The sequence below is a fragment of the Chryseobacterium subflavum genome (assembly GCF_055762745.1).
The window spans coordinates 1,669,751-1,686,793 of the sequence record NZ_JBVTMR010000001.1 but is presented as its reverse complement, the minus strand read 5'-3'; the positions used below and the strand labels follow the sequence as shown (position 1 = coordinate 1,686,793).

Annotated in this window: 18 protein-coding genes; all 18 read left to right on the top strand. The window is 34.2% G+C overall.

Going from position 1 to position 17,043, the window contains the following annotated elements; translation table 11 throughout:
- The first annotated feature begins 23 nt into the window (after nt 1-23).
- The 18 genes from AC0INN_RS07390 (at nt 24) to AC0INN_RS07305 (ending at nt 17,002) form a co-directional block, all read left to right on the top strand.
- The gene (locus AC0INN_RS07390; RefSeq protein ID WP_273648197.1) at nt 24-1,190 is read left to right on the top strand and encodes a methylmalonyl-CoA mutase family protein; all 1,167 of its coding nucleotides are present in this window, start codon (nt 24-26) and stop codon (nt 1,188-1,190) included.
- Nucleotides 1,187-1,627 (top strand): DinB family protein, encoded by a 441-nt coding sequence (locus AC0INN_RS07385; protein ID WP_273648196.1) that lies wholly within the window; start codon nt 1,187-1,189, stop codon nt 1,625-1,627. The genes AC0INN_RS07390 and AC0INN_RS07385 overlap by 4 nt, the downstream gene beginning before the upstream one ends.
- Nucleotides 1,628-1,887: 260 nt before the next feature.
- On the top strand, nt 1,888-2,958 hold the full coding sequence (locus tag AC0INN_RS07380) for a THUMP-like domain-containing protein (RefSeq protein ID WP_273648195.1): 1,071 nt from the start codon (nt 1,888-1,890) through the stop codon (nt 2,956-2,958).
- 140 nt (nt 2,959-3,098) lie between these two features.
- Complete coding sequence (locus AC0INN_RS07375) at nt 3,099-3,374, top strand: hypothetical protein (protein ID WP_172278476.1); 276 nt, start codon at nt 3,099-3,101, stop codon at nt 3,372-3,374.
- Between the two features lie 168 nt (nt 3,375-3,542).
- Nucleotides 3,543-4,922 carry a dipeptidase gene (locus AC0INN_RS07370; protein WP_273648194.1) on the top strand — a complete coding sequence of 460 codons (1,380 nt, stop codon included), beginning with the start codon at nt 3,543-3,545 and terminating at the stop codon, nt 4,920-4,922.
- 308 nt (nt 4,923-5,230) lie between these two features.
- The gene (locus tag AC0INN_RS07365) at nt 5,231-6,103 is read left to right on the top strand and encodes a T9SS type A sorting domain-containing protein (protein WP_273648193.1); all 873 of its coding nucleotides are present in this window, start codon (nt 5,231-5,233) and stop codon (nt 6,101-6,103) included.
- A 390-nt stretch (nt 6,104-6,493) separates the two neighbouring features.
- The gene (locus tag AC0INN_RS07360; RefSeq protein ID WP_273648192.1) at nt 6,494-7,525 is read left to right on the top strand and encodes a T9SS type A sorting domain-containing protein; all 1,032 of its coding nucleotides are present in this window, start codon (nt 6,494-6,496) and stop codon (nt 7,523-7,525) included.
- A 79-nt stretch (nt 7,526-7,604) separates the two neighbouring features.
- Nucleotides 7,605-8,312 carry an SDR family oxidoreductase gene (locus AC0INN_RS07355; protein ID WP_273648191.1) on the top strand — a complete coding sequence of 236 codons (708 nt, stop codon included), beginning with the start codon at nt 7,605-7,607 and terminating at the stop codon, nt 8,310-8,312.
- 148 nt (nt 8,313-8,460) lie between these two features.
- Nucleotides 8,461-9,207 (top strand): electron transfer flavoprotein subunit beta/FixA family protein, encoded by a 747-nt coding sequence (locus tag AC0INN_RS07350; protein WP_065394252.1) that lies wholly within the window; start codon nt 8,461-8,463, stop codon nt 9,205-9,207.
- A gap of 43 nt (nt 9,208-9,250) precedes the next feature.
- Entirely contained in the window at nt 9,251-10,198 is a 948-nt protein-coding gene (locus AC0INN_RS07345; RefSeq protein WP_172278466.1) for an electron transfer flavoprotein subunit alpha/FixB family protein, read from the top strand.
- 107 nt (nt 10,199-10,305) lie between these two features.
- Nucleotides 10,306-10,905, top strand: coding sequence for a bifunctional nuclease family protein (locus AC0INN_RS07340; protein WP_172278464.1), 600 nt, complete (start codon nt 10,306-10,308; stop codon nt 10,903-10,905).
- Between the two features lie 21 nt (nt 10,906-10,926).
- Complete coding sequence (locus AC0INN_RS07335; protein ID WP_273648190.1) at nt 10,927-12,309, top strand: nucleoside permease; 1,383 nt, start codon at nt 10,927-10,929, stop codon at nt 12,307-12,309.
- Between the two features lie 149 nt (nt 12,310-12,458).
- Entirely contained in the window at nt 12,459-13,001 is a 543-nt protein-coding gene (locus AC0INN_RS07330) for an RNA polymerase sigma factor (RefSeq protein ID WP_172278460.1), read from the top strand.
- On the top strand, nt 12,979-13,731 hold the full coding sequence (locus AC0INN_RS07325; RefSeq protein WP_273648189.1) for a hypothetical protein: 753 nt from the start codon (nt 12,979-12,981) through the stop codon (nt 13,729-13,731). Before AC0INN_RS07330 ends, AC0INN_RS07325 begins: the two co-directional genes overlap by 23 nt.
- Before the next feature lie 82 nt (nt 13,732-13,813).
- Nucleotides 13,814-14,881 (top strand): hypothetical protein, encoded by a 1,068-nt coding sequence (locus AC0INN_RS07320; RefSeq protein WP_306612520.1) that lies wholly within the window; start codon nt 13,814-13,816, stop codon nt 14,879-14,881.
- A 76-nt stretch (nt 14,882-14,957) separates the two neighbouring features.
- Nucleotides 14,958-15,344: a hypothetical protein gene (locus AC0INN_RS07315; RefSeq protein WP_172278454.1), complete on the top strand. Its 387-nt coding sequence runs from the start codon at nt 14,958-14,960 to the stop codon at nt 15,342-15,344.
- Nucleotides 15,341-15,760: a hypothetical protein gene (locus AC0INN_RS07310; protein WP_306612517.1), complete on the top strand. Its 420-nt coding sequence runs from the start codon at nt 15,341-15,343 to the stop codon at nt 15,758-15,760. The genes AC0INN_RS07315 and AC0INN_RS07310 overlap by 4 nt, the downstream gene beginning before the upstream one ends.
- 63 nt (nt 15,761-15,823) lie before the next feature.
- A complete protein-coding gene (locus AC0INN_RS07305; RefSeq protein WP_273648185.1) occupies nt 15,824-17,002 on the top strand; it encodes an acetyl-CoA C-acyltransferase in 1,179 nt (392 codons plus the stop codon).
- Nucleotides 17,003-17,043 lie beyond the last annotated feature (41 nt).

Genomic DNA, 17,043 nt, shown 5'->3' with positions numbered 1-17,043 from the left:
TTAATCCTATAACTTTCCACTAAATGTCAAATATTAATACCCTTCCTGATTGGGAAAATTTAGTAAAAAAGCAACTTAAAACAGAAGATATCTACACAATTCTGAAAAAAGAAAATCTAGAAGGAATTGTAGTAAAACCTTTCTATAATTCTGTACCACAGCTTTTGGTCAATCTTCCCAAAGTTGAAGAAAGCACTCATTTGGTTGCCCAGTACCATGAAAGTCTGGAAGATGATGTTTTTGCATTTCTTTTAAATCAGAATGTTGAAAATTTAGAAGGAAAAACCATTTTCGTTAATAATAAAGATCTTGCAGAGCATATCAGCCCAAAGGATGAAGATCAATACTTTTCGCTGATTGATGTATTTAATGAACAAGATGGAATAATTAATGATCAGTTGGCCAGGGAGCTATTAGCTAAAGATTTCAGAAGAAATATTTGTATAGATATTTCTCTTCATCAAAATGCAGGAGCTGCAATTTATCAGCAACTTGGAATAGCATTAGCAAAAACGAAAGAACTTATTGAAGTTTTTGGAGCTGAAATCTTAGATAAATTGATTTTTAAAATTGCCGTAGGAGGAAATTATTTTTTTGAAATGGCAAAGATAAGAGCATTTAAACTCATCTTTAACCAGCTTTCAAAAGAATATAACCTTAACGAAATCCCTTATATTTTTGTTGAAACTTCATTAAGAAATAAAGCAGTTTCGGATAGTGAAAATAATCTTATCCGTTCCACATTGGAGCTTGCCGCAGCAATGATTGGTGGTGCTGATGCGGTTTATAGCAATAATTATCTTGTAAGCAGAAGTACGGATAATTCAGAGGAAATTTCTTTCAAGCAACAGATCGTGTTGGCTTACGAAAGTATCATTAATGTTTTTGAAGATGCTGCCAATGGGAGTTATTATGTTGAAGATCTCACACGACAAATTGCAGAAAAATCCTGGGGTCTGTTTTTGGAAATAGAAGACGGGGGTGGCTATCTGGAATTAATCAGACAGGGAGTTATTCAGAAAAAAATCTATCAGCACGCTATTGAAGAGCAGAAGTGGGTGGAAGAAGGAAAGATCAAATTAATAGGAGTGAATCTTTATCCAAAATTGGAAGCTAAAAGATCAATTGATGAATTGTATTCTGAAAAAGAGATAAAGCCTGTACGTTGGGCGGAAATGTTTGAATTATGATCGATAAGCTAGTTGATTTATTTGAATATACACATCATTATAATCAGAAAATAATTAAGCTGGTTAAAGATTATACGCCGAAAATAGATGAAAGAACTATTGCATTAATCAATCATACGATTAATGCTCAACAAATCTGGAATGCAAGGATATTGGGAGAAGAAACTTTCGAAGTCTGGCAGGTCAATCCACTTGAAGATCTGGAAGAGATCAATCACCAGAATTTTTTAACAAGTATTCAGATTGTTCAGAATTTTAATCTTGATAACCGAATAGGATATCAGAACTCAAAGGGGACAAAATTTGAAAATAGTGTCTTTGAAATGCTTTTCCATGCGATCAATCATTCTACTTATCACAGAGGGCAGATTAATTCTCTATTAAAACAAAACGGTATTGAGCCATTATTAACAGACTATATCTTTTATAAAAGGTAATTTTATATTATTTAGAGCTGTAGTGTTCTTCTCTATCGATCTACTTGAAATTAACAGGCTTAAAACTCTAAATTTTAGTTGGTTTCAATACTGATTGCATTGCTAAAAGGATATTTAGAAAAATAAATGGAAATTTAGAATATTAAGAAATTAAACATAAACACCTTTGTAGATCAGGGAAATCTGTGGTTGAAATATTAAAAAAAGAGGTTCAAAATTTTATAAATGCAAATCTGACTACAGATTTACATTCATTATTATTGAAAAAATCGCCATTTGATGAAGTCAGCATGCAGGAAATCGTTCATCAAATAAAGGGAAGACAAGTTGCTTTAAAGAAATTTCCTTTTTTATTACGTGATGAAATTATATTTCCTCCTCAGCTCAATATGGAACAATCGTCTTCTGAAAAAACAGCGATTTATAAATCAACTTTGATAAGTGGGAAAAAATTCATTGACCTTACCAGTGGTTTTGGAATTGATGCCTACTATCTCTCACAAAATTTTGATGATATAGTCTTAGTAGAACAAAATACTGAGCTTTTAAAAATAGTTGAACATAACTGGTCGGTTTTAAGTAAAAAAGCCAAATTTATTAATCTAAAGCTTGAAAATTTTCTTGAGCAGAATAAAGAAGTTTTTGATGTTACGTATTTGGATCCGGCCAGAAGAGATAGTAGTAAAAATAAAGTTTTTCTTTTAGAAGATCTCTCACCCAATATTCTTGAAATCCAGGATCATTTACTATCCATTTCAAATAAGGTAGTAGTAAAACTATCGCCACTGATTGATTTAAAATATCTTCTCTCTGTATTAAAGAATATTTCAAGAATTGATATTATCGCATTAAAAAATGAGGTAAAAGAGGTTGTCGTATTTCTAACACATGATGAGCCTGAAAAAGTCATGTGCCATTGTATCAACTTAGATAGTGGAGAGTCGGACTTTGTATTTCAATTGGGTAATGAAGAATTTGTTCATTCAGAATATTCCGAACCAGAGCGTTTTATATATTTGCCAAATAACTCCATTTTAAAAGCAGGTGCGTTTAATCTTATATCTGAACGATTTTCCTTAAAAAAACTTCATCCCAACACTCATATCTACACTTCAACAGAGAAAATTGAAGGCTTTCCGGGAAGAGTTATGGAAATGGAAGTTATTGGAAATAAGCAGATTAAAAAGAAGGAGCAATTTAATATCATTTCAAAGAACTATCCTTTGAAACCAGATGAAATCAAAAAGAAATACAACCTGAAGGATGGTGGAGAAAGATATCTTATTTTTACACAATCCAAAAAAGGTAAAATTATTTTAAAATCAGTGTAAAAATGTTGTCAAAAGGAGCAGGATTTCTTAATTTTGGGCAATCTAAAATTTAAGCATGAAATCGCGGCTGTTGGGATAATTTAGAATAGACTAAAATAGAGCGATTCCATATGACCTTTTAAAAAAAATAAATCTTACATATGAAAAAATTAATTATATGTTTAGCCATTGCAAGTGTAGCAGTAAGCTGTAAAAAAATACAAGCTGGAGGAAATAAGAATACTTTAAAGCTAGAAGAGGGAGCAGAAAGATATTCAGATGATGTGCAAAAAGGTGGAGAAACTCATGGTCATGATGCTACAGCTGAACATAAAGAAGCTGCTGTTGCTGAAAAACATGGAACAGAAGCTCCAAAAACAGACAGTACTGCTGCAGCAAAACCCGTAGAAGCTGAAAAAGCTAAAGCTGAACACTAATTATTATTAGAAAATATAAAAATGTCTTGCCAGGTTGCAGGACATTTTTTGTTTTTGGTGTGTAGTATTTGGCCGATTCTAAATAAATAATTGGCTAAAGGAAAATTCTTTGTTTTTGCTTGCTGCTGCTGACCATTTTCTTTAATTTTAACAAAACAAATTTTTACAATGCAAGAGACATTAAATTACATCAACGAAAACAAACAGCGTTTCGTGGATGAATTATTTGAGTTATTGAGAATTCCTTCTATTTCTGCAGATCCTGCGTATAAAGATGACGTATTGAAATGTGCAGAAGTATGTGCAACACATCTAAAAAATGCGGGAGCCGATAATGTGGAAGTATGCCAAACAGCTGGTTACCCAATTGTTTTTGGAGAAAAGATCTTAGATAAAAATCTTCCCACTGTTCTGGTATATGGTCATTATGATGTTCAGCCTGCTGATCCTTTAGAATTATGGAAGAAACCTCCTTTTGAACCTTATATAGAAAAGACAGAGCTTCACCCGGATGGGGCTATTTTTGCCAGAGGTTCTGCGGATGATAAAGGACAGTTTTTTATGCATCTAAAGGCATTTGAAGCGATGATGAAAACCAATACTCTTCCTTGTAATGTTAAGTTTATTTTAGAAGGAGAAGAAGAAGTAGGATCCGTAAGTCTTGGTGATTTTGTTAATGAAAATAAAGAAAAACTGTCTTGTGATTGCATTCTGATTTCTGATACTCATATTTACAGCAATGAGCAGCCAACTGTTACAACAGGTTTAAGAGGTTTAAGTTATGTAGAGGTAGAAGTAGAGGGGTCAAACAGGGATTTGCACTCCGGATTGTATGGAGGTGCAGTTCCCAATCCAATCCACGTTCTTTCAAGAATGATTGCAAAGTTAATCGATGAAGATGGACATATTACAATTGACGGGTTTTATGATAATGTAGATATTGTTTCAGATCAGGAAAGAGCTGAAATGAATAAATTGAAAGATAATCCTGAGGAGTTTAAAAGAGCTATCGGATTAGGTAACATAGAAGGAGAAAAAGGATACACGACTTTAGAAAGAACATCAATCCGCCCAACATTGGATTGTAATGGAATTTGGGGTGGCTATACCGGAGAGGGAGCAAAAACAGTTATTCCTTCAAAGGCTTTTGCAAAAATTTCTATGCGTTTGGTACCTTATCAGACTCCGGAAGAAATCACTGAAAAATTTACCAGATATTTCGAAAAAATTGCTCCGGATACAGTAAGGGTAAAAGTAACTCCGCATCATGGAGGGATGCCTTATGTTTTACCGACTGACACTAAGGAATTTGCAGCTGCTAAGCAAGCAATGGAAACGGCATTTGGAAAAGAGGTATTACCTTACAGAGGAGGAGGAAGTATTCCTATTACCTCAATGTTTGAGAAAGTATTAGGAGCAAAGTCTGTATTGATGGGCTTTGGATTGGATTCTGATGCCATTCACTCGCCTAATGAACACTATGGATTGTTTAATTTCTATAAAGGAATCGAAAGTATTCCGCTCTTTTTTGAAAATTATTCAAAATAACAGAACAGTATGAGAAGTTAGGTGCTTGCACATATTGTAGTAAACAAATAAAAGATAGGATACCCCACTAGGTATCCTATCTTTTTTATTTTGACTCAGGTATTTTTACATTAAAATGTTATTTATGGTTTATTTTATTAATAATTAAATTATTTTGTAAAATGAATATTTTTCACTGCTAAGTGGATTGTTTTGTTTTGTTAATTGCTTGTATAGCTTGTTATTCTTGATTATTTGATTTATTTGTTAAAATTTTTTTAAATCAAAAAAATAAAATATATTTACATTTTAAATTTAAAAATTATATCATGAAGAAAATTTTTACATCTTTAGCAGTTGCGTTAATCGCAAGTGCTGCTTACTCTCAAGTTATTACACAAAATGCAGTTCCTAATACTGTAGCAACTACAGGTTCTGTGGCGTGTGGAAGTCAGGCTAACGGCTATACTGCCGATAATTCTTATTATAGAGTATTTAAACTATCAGACTATGGTATTAATTACAACTATAATATTACCAATATTGCATTTGGAGTACAAACAGCCAATACTACTTTCCCTGTAGAGGTAAACCTTTATACTTTGGCAGGTACGTTTCCAACAGGAACCCCGACACTTTTAGGGACGGCTAATGTAAACGTAGCTCCGGCTAATGTTGGGCAGATGGTTAGTACGGGAGCAACACTATCACAAGTGGTTCCGGCAGGAGGAACATTTGTTGTGGAAATATATCATGATGGATCTACAGCAACTCCACCTCAGTCCTTCTATTTAGGAACTCATCCTGGAGCTCAGACAGGACCGTCTTATTTATCTTCAGAAACTTGTGGTATTGACACACCTATTGCAACAGGAACCGGAGCTTTAGCAGGTTTTGCTTCTGCAAGATGGGTAATGACTATTACAGGACAGAATACTCTAGGTGTTACAGAGGTAATTAATTCAAAAGATTTACAAATCTTCCCAAATCCGGTTAAAGATGTTTTGAAATTCAGATTTGGTAACAGTTTAAAATCTGAAGGAATTGATATTTATGACATGAATGGAAGAGTGATTACTTCAATTTCTAATAATAAAAATGTTAATGAAGTAAACGTATCAAGCTTTACCAAAGGAACTTATATCTTAAAGGTTAAGGCAAGTGATGGAAAAGTATATGTTCAAAAAATCATTAAAGAATAAAGCTAATAAACTTTAGTATAAAAAACGCTCCAATCCGGAGCGTTTTTTTTATTGCCAAAATATTTCATTGATTAATCTTAAAAATACCTAAAACTAGGTAGAAATAATTACCCTTTTCCAAGTATTGGTAATCTTTAAGTATCAAAATAGTTTTGTAACATAAAATTGGTTAGGCTTAGGATAAGGAATGATAAAAAAAATCAATCAATGAGTTACTGAGAGTATATAGAATCTTTGTTTTATTAAGCGATTGATATTAAATGTTTATTTTTTTCATAAGCAACCTTTTTAGATTTTAGTTGTCTTATCAATAGAAGTACATTCTTTGGTAATGAAGTTTGTACTAAAAATTAATGTTATAATAATATGTTTAACTAAAAAAAGTATGTTATGAAAAAAGTTTTATCAATTAGCGCGTTTTTGTTTGGTTTGTTTCAAACATTCAATGCTCAATCTTTACAAAGTGATAATTTTAATTCCTATGTCATAGGAAATGTGGGGGTAAGTGTTACCCCAGGTTCCCCGGGTGTTCCAGCCACAGGACAAGGTGGCTTTCGTACAGATTTTGCTGGGGGAGCTAATACAGACGCACAAATTGTAAATATTGATGCTTCTCATGGCAAATCTTTACAGCTAACCGGAAGTGCGAATGCAACAGATCAAAAGTATATGTGGAAGGATGGATTACCAGCCGCATGGGCTGCAAGAACCTCAGGAAATGATATCCTGTCATTGGAATTTAACCTATATACAGGAAGCATCACAGGGGGTGTAGCTAGAGGAACTGTGATGGTTTATGACCAAACAACGCATAAAACATTGCTTGGAGCCGGATATGAATACGCCACACAAAGAGTTGTAGGAATAGCATATTATACAAATACTACAACAGGGGTAACCGGGAATATTCTATTTTATTTGGAACCCAATACCTATACTTATCCTGCCAATACATGGATAACATTAAAATGCACATACAATAAAATTACGGGAGCGGTTACATGGACTGGCCCGGGAGGTGTGGTTCGTACTCCACCTGCAACATATTTACCAGCTGCTGCAGGTGTAGATCCTTATGAAATGGATTTCACTTCAATAGTTGGTCCGGGAAATACGGTAGCTCATATCACTTCTTTTGACAATTATACATTAACCGCTACAAATAATGCAGTGCTAGGGGCAAAAGACGCAATTGTAGAAGAAGATAGTATTTCAGTTTATCCTAATCCTGCAACAGATTTTATTACAGTACAATCAAAGTCACAGATTACTAAAGTTGAAGTATTTGATACAGCTGGAAGAAGTATTGGTGTTAAACTTGATCGTGATAAAGTAGACGTAACGAATCTTCTTCCGGGCACATATATCCTCAATATTGAAACCAAAGGAGATACATTTTCTAAAAAATTCATTAAAAAATAGATTACTGATAAATCTTATTTCATATAAAGCGCTTCAATTGAAGCGTTTTATTTATTTTAGGGAAATTAAAGTAAAAAGTATGATTAAAAATAAAGTAGCCTATATAACAGGTGGGACCAAAGGTATTGGTTTTGGAATTGCCAGAATTTTATTGGAAAACGGAGTATCAGTTGCCTTTTCAGGACGTAAAAGAGAAGATGTAATGAAAGCAGAAAAAGAATTGCAGCCATATTCCGGACAGGTTTTAGGGATTGTTTCAGATGTGAGAAGTCTTGAAAGTGAAGAGGAAGCTATAAAATACACTGTACAGAAGTTTGGAAAAGTAGATTTTGTAATTGCAAATGCAGGATTAGGGATATTTAAGCCCGTAGATGAACTTACTGTGGAAGAATGGAATACTATGATAGAAACGAACTTAACCGGCCCTTTTTATACGTTAAAAGCTTCAGTTGAGGAGTTAAAGAAGACGGAAGGATATTATATTACAATTTCAAGTCTGGCAGGAGCTAATTTTTTTGAAAACGGAACTGGTTATAACGCCTCAAAATTTGGGGTTGTTGGCTTTACACAGGCCGCAATGATAGATCTAAGAAAATATAATATTAAAACAACAGTCATTATGCCGGGATCTGTAGCGACGAATTTCAACGGGAATGTTGTTTCAGAAAAAGATGCATGGAAAATTCAGCCTGAAGATATGGGAAATCTGGTGTTGGATATTTTAAAAATGAATCCAAGGGTTTTACCTAGTAAGATAGAGTTCAGGGCGACTAAACCGGCAAAATAAATACATTTAATGTATTGAATAATAAAATCATAAGTATTATGCATGCATAATATATTTTTTATTTATATTTACAGAAATTAATCAAACAAAATCTCTGCATAACAACACCAGGCTTTTATGCAATAAAGAGAAAAATAAAATAGTACACATGAAAATATTAGTTTGTATTAGTAGTGTTCCGGATACTACTTCCAAAATTAACTTTACAGCAGATAAGTCTGCTTTCGACAAAAACGGAATTCAGTGGGTAATCAATCCATTAGATGAATTTGCGTTGACAAAGGCAGTTAAACTTCAGGAGTCCCAAGGAGCTACAGTGACGGTTATTAATGTAGGAGATGCTGCAACGGAACCGGTTATCAGAAAGGCATTGGCAATTGGTGCAAATGATGCAGTTAGAGTAAATCTTGATCCAAAAGATAGTTATTCAACAGCTAAAGAAATTGCTGCTGTTGCTCAAAATGGAGGTTACGATCTTATCCTTTGTGGAAAAGAGTCTATTGATTATAATGGAGGTTCTGTTCCCGGAATGGTAGCACAGTTGCTAAATCAGCCGTTTGTGAATGCATCTGTTGGTTTGGATGTTAATGGAAGCGAAGCTACTGCAGTAAGAGAGATTGAAGGAGGTAAAGAAACGATTTCTGTAAAACTTCCTGCTGTGATTGCCGGACAGAAAGGTTTGGTGGACGAAAAAGATCTAATTATTCCTAATATGAGAGGGATTATGTCTGCAAGAACAAAACCTTTGCAGGTTGTTGAGCCTACTTCTTCTGAAGTGAAAGTTCAGGGAGTTTCTTATGATAGTGTTCCTCCAAGAGCTGCTGTGAAAATGGTTTCTCCGGACAATCTGGATGAGCTGGTAAGATTACTTCACGAAGAAGCTAAAGTGATCTAAATCTTTTAATTATTAAATTTTTTAATCTTTTAATTCAAAAAAAATGGCAGTATTCGTATACGCAGAAAATATAAACGGAGTTTACAAAAAAGCAGCTTTTGAAGCAGTTTCGTATGCTAAAGCTATTGCTGATCAGGCGGGAGATACCGTTACAGCAATTTCTGTAAACCCTACAGATTCTTCAGATTTATTATATAAATATGGAGCATCTAATGTCATCAATATTAAAGACGAAGGTCTTAAAAACTTTTCAGCAAAAGCATTTGCTCAGGCAGTGAGTGAGGTGGCGAATGGAAACATAATTGTTTTTCCTCATACTACCGATGCTTCTTCCGTAGCTCCGATGTTGGCTGTAATGAAGAATTTTTCTTTAATTACCAATGTATTGGCAGCTCCTGAAAGTATTTCTCCGTTCCAGGTGAAGAGAAGAGCTTTCTCAGGAAAAGGATTTATGCATGCTAAAGCTGAGGGTACAGGAGTAATTATTACTGTTTCTCAAAATGCTTTCGGAATTAAAGAGAATCCGGTGTCAGGTTCTGAAGAGGTGAAAAACTTATCAGTGGCTAATGAAGATACTAAGGTGGTTTCTCATGAACAAAGCTCAGGGAAGTTGGATCTTAAAGAAGCTGAAATTGTAGTTTCAGCGGGAAGAGGTTTAAAAGGTCCTGAAAACTGGGGAATGATTGAAGACCTTGCCAATGTTTTGGGCGCGGCTACAGCTTGTTCCAAGCCTGTTTCCGATATTGGTTGGAGACCTCATACTGAGCACGTAGGGCAAACAGGTAAAGCAATTTCTCCTAACCTTTATATTGCAGTAGGTATTTCCGGTGCTATCCAGCATTTAGCAGGAGTAAACTCTTCTAAAACAATTGTTGTGATCAACAGTGATCCGGAAGCTCCTTTCTTCAAATCAGCAGATTATGGGGTAGTTGGTGATGCATTCCAGATTATTCCGGCATTAACTGAAAAAATTAAAGCAATCAAAGGATAAAATTTAGTTTTATACTATATAAAAAATGAAAGTTCGGGTTTTTCCGAGCTTTTATTTTTGTCCAAAAAGTAAAACTTACATTCAAAAATTACTTTATCTTTGTAGCTATGGATTATAAACAGCTAATTATTCGAGGAATATCGTACAGCCAGACCCAATCAGGGGCGTACGCTTTGTTATTGGAACATGAAGAAACACACATAAAGTTACCTGTTGTTATAGGAAATTTCGAGGCACAATCCATTTCTCTTGGTCTGGAGAAAGATATTCATCCACCACGTCCTCTTACCCATGATTTATTTACAAAATTTATAGTTTCGGCAAATTATGAATTGGTGTCCGTGATTATTTATCAAATTGTAGATGGAGTTTTCTTTTCCAACATAAACTTCAAAAATAAAATAACGGAAGAAGAACTGATTTTAGATGCCAGAACTTCTGACGCTGTTGCTATGGCAGTACGCTTTGACGCGCCTATTTTTACCACTCAACAAGTCTTAAATGAAGCAGGAATTCTTTTGGAATTGGAAGATGTTTCCAAGGAGGAACAGTCATTTTCTGAAACAGTTCAGACAGAAGATAATTTAAGATCTCTCTCTATGGAGGAATTACAGAAATTATTGGAAGATGCTGTAAAGGAAGAAGACTTTGACACCGCTTTGGAGATTCAGGAAGAAATCAAAAGGAGGAAAAAGAAAATTGACTAAAGAGATACTTACAATTAAACTATGAATTTAAAATTACGACTTACCATCCTCAGCTTTCTGCAGTTTTTTGTTTGGGGTGCATGGCTGATTACGATGGCTAATTTTTGGTTCGGTACAAAACATTGGGATGGAACTCAGTTTGGAGCTGTTTTCGGAACAATGGGGATAGCTTCTATCTTTATGCCTACCATAACCGGAATTATAGCAGACCGTTGGGTAAATGCAGAGCGGATTTTTTCGGTTTTACAGATTCTTTACGGAATTGTCTTATTTATCTTGCCACATACAGGCGACCCTAATTCATTCTTTTATGTCATGCTGGCTGCTATGTGTTTCTACATGCCTACTATTGCTCTTGCCAACTCTATTTCATATACAATACTGAAAAATAGTAATCTGGATGTTGTAAAAGACTTTCCACCTATACGGGTTTGGGGGACAATAGGATTTATTGTAGCCATGTGGATAACAAATCTTACAGGAAACAAAGCAACCGAAGGACAATTTTATATCGGAGGCGTTGTTGCAATTTTATTAGGAATTTATGCATTAACTTTACCTAAATGCCCACCTCAAAAACTGATTGATAAAAATGCTCCGTTATCAGAGCAATTAGGACTGAATGCCTTTAAACTTTTTGCTAATTATAAAACAGCATTATTCTTTTTATTTTCCATGCTTTTAGGGGCTGCCTTACAGCTTACCAATGCGTATGGTGATGTATTTTTGAGTGAATTTGCTCATTTTCCTAAATATGCAGATTCTTTTGTGGTGCAGAGATCAACAATTATTATGTCGATTTCACAGGTTTCGGAAACACTGTTTATCCTTGCAATTCCTTTCTTTTTAAAGAAATTCGGTATAAAGAAAGTAATGTTGATGTCAATGCTTGCCTGGGTTTTAAGGTTTGGCTTTTTCGCATATGGAATTCCTGAAGGATATGGGCTTGCACTGATTATTCTTTCCTGCATTGTTTATGGAATGGCATTCGATTTCTTCAATATTTCAGGTTCCCTTTTCGTAGAGACCACAACCGATAAAAAGATCCGTTCTTCTGCACAGGGTTTATTTATGATGATGACGAATGGTTTTGGAGCTGTTTTTGGAAGTTATATGGCAGGTTGGGCGATTGATAAATTCTTTACACGTGAATTTACTAATGTAAGTGATTTATCTGCTTATCTGGAAACAACTCCCGATAATCGGACATTTTTAGAAATTCTGAAAAATTCTTTTAATGCAGCTGTTAATTCCGATGGAACTTTGTCCTCTATTGTGATGGTAAAAGACTGGCAGAATATCTGGTTATCTTTTGCTGCGTATGCATTAGTTTTGGCTATTCTTTTTGCTCTTTTATTTAAACACAAACACGATCCTAAAGAAGTAGCCCATATCAATCATTAAAAAAAAATATTAAGCTTATTATCAATACAATACAATACAATACAATACAATACAATACAATACAATGCACTTTAGAAATAAAGTGCATTTTTTTATTTTTTCAGGCAACCTTTTGTATTTTTCCACGTCTTTAAGATAGAAACTAAAACATGAAGAATTTAGAAGAAAACTTTACACTTGCTAAAAAACAGGATCGGAGGGCTCAAAAAGCTCTTTATGATGCTTTTTCAAGTAAAATGTTGGCTGTTGCGAATTCTTATACCAATAATATCCATGATGCTGAAGATATTCTATTAAATGCATTCCTAAAGTGCTTTACTAAATTGAATGAATGCAGAGATTATAAGAGTTTTCCATTTTGGCTGAGAAAGATCATAATCAATGACTCAATAAATTTTATAAGGAAAACAAAAAACATTTTATATGCAGATGTAGAAATCGCCGATGATTTTTCTGATGACGATTTTGAAGAAGGATTGGAAGAAATTAATCTTGAAGAAATATTTTCTAAAATGCCACCAGGGTATAGGATTATTTTTAATTTATATGTTTTTGAAGAGAAAAAGCACCAGGAAATAGCTGAGATCCTTAATATCTCCGAAGGGACAAGTAAGAGTCAGTTAAACAAAGCTAAAAGGTGGCTGGTTGAATTTTTTAAAACTAAAGAAAATGAAAAACAAAATGCTGAATAAATTAAAATCCGGATATGAAGAAATGGAGATAAAGCCATCTCATGATCTTTGGAACAAAATAGAAGCAGGTTTGGATGAAGCAGATATTTCAGTTGAAAATCTACCTGTTTCATCGCCTTATAAGTGGTGGAAATATGCAGCAATTATTCTGTTCTTATTATCTTCAGGAATTCTTGTTTATTTTAATATAGACAGGACAAAAACTGCACATATAATTGCCCATGACAAGTCAAACGAGAAAACTGAGACTTTAGATAATAAACCAGAGTTAGCATTCCGGAATGAGCATCTGGATCATTCTGCTATATCTTCGGATATTGTTGATCGTAGTATTGCAACAAATGGTAAAGAGAAGGAAAGAGTAGATAGTATCACATCCAATCGTGATCATAATAGGGCTATTACAAAGGATATTAAAGTGTCAAATTATGAAGCAGATCACGATCTTCATCCTATAGCATCTGGCGTTCAAATAAAGCCTGTTGATCTTGTAATTCCCGAGGAAGAAAAGATATCTGAAAATAAATTAGGTACGGTTAATCAAAAAACTGAGAAAAAAACTGCAAAATATATAGAGGCTTCAGACTTACTTGTTGGAAGAGAATATGATAAAATACAAGGAAACCTGGAAAAAGGACCGTACATAAGAATTGAATTGGATAAACTAAAACCGCACCTTTCAAAAGCGGCTGTAACATTAGGAGTCACTGTCCATACCAAAACAGATTAAAACAATTTCGACTTATAATCACAATATATCATCCAACTCAAATGCAGCTGGACAGCTGGAATAATTAATAAAAATAAGAAAAATGAAAAATAAAGCTCTAATTTCTGCCATCATGATGACTGCTTCTGTAATGGCTTTTTCACAGGAAAAATCAGGGAATTATTACGATTCCCGTTCCCGGGAAACTTTGAAAGAAAAAATTAATAATTATACTGCAAAAATCGACAGCATTATTACTTCAGAAAAGACAAAAATGAATGGAGAGCTTGATGCTGTTGATAAAGACTTTAAGGATGGAAAGATTTCTGCTGATGATAAGAAAAAAATGAATGGTGAAATTGCGGTGAAGTATGAAAATAGTATTAATGAAAAGGTTGATGCTGAAAAAGAAAGCTTTGAGGATATAACAAAAGAGAAAGTAAGAAAATCTGTTCTGGGTAAAAGTATTGATGAGAAAAAAACAGATATGAAACGTCTTTTAAATCATGCAGGGGTTCTTATTGGTGGAGGCTTTTTAAATCTTACAGATAAGTCTGCTCCGTTTAATTTTTCTAACGATTCTGAAGAACTCCGTTCAGGAAAGTCAGGGTCTCTTTCTTATCAGTTTAGATTTGAAGTGCAGGCAGGAAGTAATGCCAGCCCCGTATTGCTGAATTTTGGAGGTGGGTTGAGATCGGATATCTATAATGTGAAGAAACCAATGGTTTTTGCACAAGCTGATGGAAAACTCTTTCAAAGACCTTTTACGATGGGTAATCTGAAATCTTCACAATTAAAGGCAGAATATATTGAAATTCCTCTTGAAGTGCAGTTTGTATTAAATCCTAAGTACGTAAATTATGGTGGTGAAAAATTTCTGGATAACAGTCAGCCACAGTTTAGAGTAGGTCTCGGTGTATATGGAGGCGTAAAAATCGGAAGTAAAATAAAATACAGATATTCCAATGAAGAGTCAAAAAGGAATATTTTTAAACAGAGGATAGAAGATGGGATGAATCCTTTCCTTTTTGGAACAAAACTCAGTATAGGCTATCGAGGGATTAGTTTGTATGTTAAAAAAGATCTTACTCCTATTTTTAATGATGATGCCCTGATGAAAAACAAAAACGGAATACAAATAGGTTTAGAAATTTTCAATTTAATGTTTTGATTTTTAATAGGATATCATGATATTGAACACGCTTTTATAAGTGTGTTTTTTTTTGTATTTTGGCATTTTAAGAATTATGAAAAATATTCAGTTAATAGGATCATTATTAGTAATCGCAGGAAGCTTTTTACCGCTGGTTCATGTTCCTGTTATTGGAAACTGGAATTACTGGAAGCTGGATCACTCACTGGCAATAATTTGCTGGATTTTGGGTGTTTGTGCTCTTTTTGGAGTGGTCAATAATCGTTTTAAGATGGGGCAAATTCTAGGCTTTTTACTTATCCTTTTGTTTATATTTACGCTGGTTGCCATTAAAATGCAATCTTTGAATTATTTCAGTTTTCTTCCTTTTGCATCATGGAGAGAGACATTTGCGGGTGTGGTTAAGCTAAAATGGGGATGGATTATAGAGTTTTTAGGAGCATTTTTATTATTAATTAAAAAAAACACAACAAAAATATGAAACATCTCAACATTTTATTCATTTTGCTTTTTATCTTAAGTTTATCACAGGTAAGAGCCCAGCAAAATATTTTTCTGACTTCAGATCAACCTGCAAAATGTCAGAATATCAAAACAGGAAAATTCTTACGTGTGGATATGCCTATTGACGAATGGGTAATGACTGTACAAGACAATATTCAAACAGAATATTATAACAAAGGTAAAGACTATATAAAATCACGATTAGATTTCGTAGATGATTGTAATTATAAAGTTACGCTGATAGCCAAATCTGAAGAAAGCTACCCTATGAAGCTGGGAGAAGTGATGGTAAACAGGGTTTTAGAAACTGATCGTAATTTTATTAAAATTACTTCAGAATATAATAATAAAACGACAGAATTTATAATTAGTAAAGTCGAAGAAATGAACTAATTACTATCAAATAAAATGAAGCCGTAAGGTTACATATATCAATAAAAAAAATAAATCATACACATGAAAGAAGTATTCATCGTTTCCGCAGTAAGAACACCAATGGGGAGTTTTATGGGAAGTTTATCAACTGTTCCTGCTACAAAGCTGGGAACTGTTGCCGTAAAAGGAGCATTAGACAAAATTGGTCTTGATCCGAAATTGGTTCAGGAAATTTACATGGGGAACGTATTACAGGCAGGAGAAGGGCAGGCACCTGCCCGTCAGGTGGCATTAGGAGCAGGACTTTCTATCGAAACTCCGTCCACAACAGTAAATAAAGTTTGTGCTTCAGGAATGAAAGCCGTAACAATGGCGGCACAAGCTATTAAAGCAGGTGATGTAGATATAATCGTTGCCGGAGGAATGGAAAATATGTCTTCAGTACCTCATTATTATAACGCAAGAATAGCAACCAAGTTAGGCGATGTTAAAATGCAGGATGGAATGGTTTTAGACGGTCTGACAGATGTTTACAATAAAGTTCACATGGGTGTTTGCGCAGAAAAATGCGCAACAGATTATTCTATCTCAAGAGAGGAGCAAGACCAGTTTGCTATCGAATCTTATAAAAGATCAGCTAAAGCATGGAGTGAAGGTAAATTCAACGATGAGGTTGTATCTGTTGAGATTCCTCAAAGAAAAGGAGAACCTGTAATTTTTGCTGAAGATGAAGAGTATAAAGCTGTTAATTTTGACAGATTGCCAACACTTCCAACAGTATTTAAAAAAGAAGCAGGAACTGTAACTGCAGCTAATGCCTCAACTTTAAATGACGGTGCTTCAGCTTTGATTCTTGTGTCTAAAGAAAAAATGGAAGAATTAGGACTTAAGCCTTTAGCGAAGATCGTTTCTTACGCTGATGCAGCTCAGGAGCCTGAAAACTTTACAACAGCACCTGCTAAAGCTTTACCTATTGCGCTTAAAAAAGCGGGGTTAGAACTTACAGATATCGATTTCTTTGAATTTAATGAAGCATTTTCAGTCGTTGGTTTGGCTAATAATAAGATCTTAGGATTAGATTCCGCCAAAGTAAATGTAAATGGAGGGGCTGTCGCTTTAGGACATCCACTGGGAAGCTCTGGTTCAAGGATTATTGTTACTCTGATTAATGTTTTAAAACAAAACAATGCTAAATATGGGGCTGCTGCTATCTGTAATGGTGGTGGAGGTGCTTCAGCTATTGTTATTGAAAATATCTAGTATTCAAATTCTTTTTAAATATTTGAATTGGAGCTTTAAAG